Source organism: Lichenibacterium ramalinae (assembly GCF_004137085.1).
In the GTDB taxonomy this organism is placed as follows: Bacteria; Pseudomonadota; Alphaproteobacteria; order Rhizobiales; family Beijerinckiaceae; genus Lichenihabitans; species Lichenihabitans ramalinae.
In genome coordinates, this window is sequence record NZ_QYBC01000056.1 from 1 (window position 1) to 3,066 (window position 3,066).

Consider the following 3,066-nt stretch of genomic DNA (forward strand, 5'->3'; position numbering starts at 1 on the left):
AGGCGAAGGGCGACGTGATCTCCCAGTCCGACGATGTGCCGTGCGGCATGAAGCACAGCGCCCCCGGCCAGCCGGCGGGGGACCGGCGGTCGACGCGCCGCGTGCCGCCGCCGCCCTCGAGATACAGGCTGAACGTGCCACCGTCGCGCCGATAGCGTCGGGCAAGCCGACGCGACCGAGCGCGGTCATGCCGGCAAACGCCGCATTGTAACTCGCCGACGCTGAGACTCAGGCCTCGAACTTGACGAGGTCCTGGAAGATCAGTCTCCCCCAACTGTTCCCGCGTGCCTGTACCAGCAGACCGCCTTCGGACAGGCCGCCGAGCTTGATGGGTGCAAAACCGAGCGCTTCCGCGAGTTCGCCGATCTGCGCCGCAGCGTCCTCGTCGTCGCCCGCGAGGAACACGACCCTCCTGCCGCCAGTCGTGGCAGGATCTTGGCCCAAGACTCCGGCGCCAAGGTGATTGAAGCCCTTGACCAGTCGTCCGCCGGCGAAGGCCCGCGCGACGGTCCTGGAGGAAGGCTGTCCTCCCATCTCCTCCGGGGGCACGCCGTAGGCGTTCGTCACGTCGACGATGACCTTCCCCCGCCAAGTGGGCAGTGCCCTCGCGACGTCCGGGTGCGCTTCGAAGCGGACGGCCAAGAAGACAACGTCTGCCTCGACGGCCTTCGTCAACGTCACGGGCACGACCTCTCGCCCGATGGCGGCGGCATCGGACGCGAAGCTTCCCGGGTCGCGCGTGGTAGCGACGGAGACCTCGATGCCGTTGCGGACGAAAGCCTTGGCCAGGGCCTGGCCGATCTTGCCGAAGCCGATAATGGCGTATTTCATGTCTTCTTCCTCATGTCGAAATTGCGGGCTCTGGAGCCGTCGATGAGGCCCCGTAGGGCTTCGTGCCTCAGAGCTGCGCCAAGCCACCGTCGACAGCGACCTCGCTGGCGGTCATGAAGCTGCTGTCCCCTGACGCCAGGAACGCCGCCACGGCCCCGATCTCCGCCGGGTCCGCCATGCGCTGGAGCGGAGTCATCGCGGCGAAGACCTTCTGGCCCGCCTCGCCCAGCGCCTCCTTGGCGAGTTCGGTCGCCGTCGCTCCGGGCGACAGCACGTTGACCCGGAGGCCCGTGCCCTTCAGGTCCTCGGCCCAGGACCGCGCGAGGTTGCGCACGGCCGCCTTGCTCGCACTGTAGGCACTGAATGCCGGGGCGCCCGTCGTCCCGGCGCTCGATCCGGTCAGGATGATCGAGCCGCCCTTGCCCATCATCGGAAGCGCCTTCTGGACCGTGAGGATCGTCCCCTTCACGTTTGTGTCGAAGATCTCGTCGATGTGCTCGACGGAGATCTCGCCGAGCCGGGACTGGCTTCCCGTCCCGGCATTGGCGAACACGATGTCGAGGGCTCCACGCTCCGCCTTCACCGCCGCGTAGAGCCGGTCGAGGTCGGCTTCGTCGGAGACGGAGCCCTGCACCGCGCGGGCATTCGGCCCGAGTTCGGCCAGGGCGGCGTCGAGCGCCGCCTGACGGCGGCCGAAGACGAAGACGAAAGCACCCTCGTCGATGAAGCGCCTCGCCGCAGCGCGACCGATGCCGGTGGCTCCTCCGGTGATCACCGCGACCTTGCCCTCGAGCTTTCCCATGACTGCCCTTTCCGGGGTCCGTGTCTGACATCGGGGGAGATCCCCGAGAGCCTCGACATGGACCCGTCAGCGTCGGGCGTTGAGTGCGAAAGGGTGCACACCGGTGGTGCGACATCGATCCGGCTCGGAGTCTGCTCCGGTGACGATGATGATCTATCGCCGCTCGGGTTCGGCCTGCGTCGGGCCGTCGAGCCATGATATTCCGGATAGGCTCGGCGCCAGTGTCCGACGTCATGCTCACCAGCCTTCGAGAGGGGCTTCCGGTGTCGAATCGCACCATGATCGACTGGGACGACGTCCGATACTTCCTCGCCGTTGCGCGCGAGGGCTCGGTGCGCGCTGCCGCGGTGCGCCTCGGCGTGAACCACGCGACCGTGCTGCGGCGCGTCGCCCACCTCGAGGAACGCCTCGGGTCACACCTCTTCGAGAGGCTGCCTTCTGGCTACCGCGCCACCACTGCAGGAGAGGAGGTCCTCGAACTCGCAGAGCAGATGGAGGCGACCGTGCACCAACTGGAGGCGCGGGTCTTCGGGCGCGACCAGGACGTGTGCGGGCTTCTGCGGGCGACGCTGGCACCCGCCCTCGCCACGCACCTGCTCATGCCGGATTTCGCCGAGTTCACGCGTCGACATCCGGATATCGAGATGGATATCTCGTTGTCCGGCGAACTCGTGAACCTGACCAATCGGGAAGCCGACGTCGCGATTCGGGTCGTCTATGACCGCAAGACCCTGCCGATCAACCTCCACGGCCTGAAAGGACCGGAGGTGTTCGGCGCCGTCTACATGTCTCGAAATCGACTCGACCTGTGGCGGGCGGGCGGGCCCGATCTCATCCGCTGGGTCGTCATCAGCGACCATGGCGTCCCGGAGTGGGCCAGCGAGGGCGACGTCCGCACCTCGGAGGTTCCGTTCAGGGTCTCCGATGCCGAGGCGCAGCTTGCGGCAGTCCGCCAAGGGCTCGGGATCACGACGCTGCCGTGTTTCGTCGGAGATGCCGATCTTCTGCTGGTCAGAGTGCCGGGCACCGCTCTGCACATGTACGGAACGCTTTGGCTTCTCACACAGGGCGAGGCTCGCAAGACGAAGCGCGTGCGGCTCTTCACGGAGTTCGTGTCCCGCCGCCTCGCTGGTCACGCGCCACTCCTCGCGGGGCTGTCCTGCTCGATCCCGCGTTGATCGCCTCAGGTCGCGCTTTTCGATCTCGGCCAAGCGGGCCTCCAACCCGCCAGTGCGGTCCCCGGTCGAGCTTGCGTGATCTCGATGATCGAGGCTTCGCGCCCGGCGGCCGACGTCGGGCCTCGAGAGCCGTCGCGGCTGTCCCGTCCCGCCCTCTCACAGCAGCCCCCGATAGGCTCCCGGCGTCACGCCCGTGGCGGCCTTGAAGGCGCGCGTCAGGTGGCTCTGGCTGCTGAAGCCGCAGGCGAAGGCGAT

The 3,066-nt window shown here is 67.8% G+C and carries 4 protein-coding genes; 1 reads left to right on the forward strand and 3 read right to left on the reverse strand.

Annotated elements, in window-relative coordinates; translation table 11 throughout:
- Positions 1-228: 228 nt before the first annotated feature.
- A complete protein-coding gene (locus D3272_RS26945) occupies positions 229-831 on the reverse strand; it encodes an NADPH-dependent F420 reductase (RefSeq protein WP_129222315.1) in 603 nt (200 codons plus the stop codon).
- Positions 832-898: 67 nt separating this feature from the next.
- The gene (locus D3272_RS26950; RefSeq protein ID WP_129222316.1) at positions 899-1,633 is read right to left on the reverse strand and encodes an SDR family NAD(P)-dependent oxidoreductase; all 735 of its coding nucleotides are present in this window, start codon (positions 1,631-1,633) and stop codon (positions 899-901) included.
- A gap of 278 nt (positions 1,634-1,911) precedes the next feature.
- Here D3272_RS26950 and D3272_RS26955 point away from each other — a divergent pair, with 278 nt between their 5' ends.
- Complete coding sequence (locus D3272_RS26955; RefSeq protein ID WP_129222317.1) at positions 1,912-2,811, forward strand: LysR family transcriptional regulator; 900 nt, start codon at positions 1,912-1,914, stop codon at positions 2,809-2,811.
- A gap of 156 nt (positions 2,812-2,967) precedes the next feature.
- Here the strand turns inward: D3272_RS26955 and D3272_RS26960 are convergent.
- Positions 2,968-3,066 (reverse strand): AraC family transcriptional regulator (locus D3272_RS26960; protein ID WP_165361493.1); only part of this gene is annotated, 99 nt, incomplete at its 5' end.

Excerpts from the sequence above, each read along its gene's own strand:
- D3272_RS26945 (WP_129222315.1), bottom strand. The coding sequence starts at position 831 with ATGAAATACGCCATTATCGGCTTCGGCAAGATCGGCCAGGCCCTGGCC.
- D3272_RS26950 (WP_129222316.1), bottom strand. The coding sequence starts at position 1,633 with ATGGGAAAGCTCGAGGGCAAGGTCGCGGTGATCACCGGAGGAGCCACC.
- D3272_RS26955 (WP_129222317.1), top strand. The coding sequence starts at position 1,912 with ATGATCGACTGGGACGACGTCCGATACTTCCTCGCCGTTGCGCGCGAG.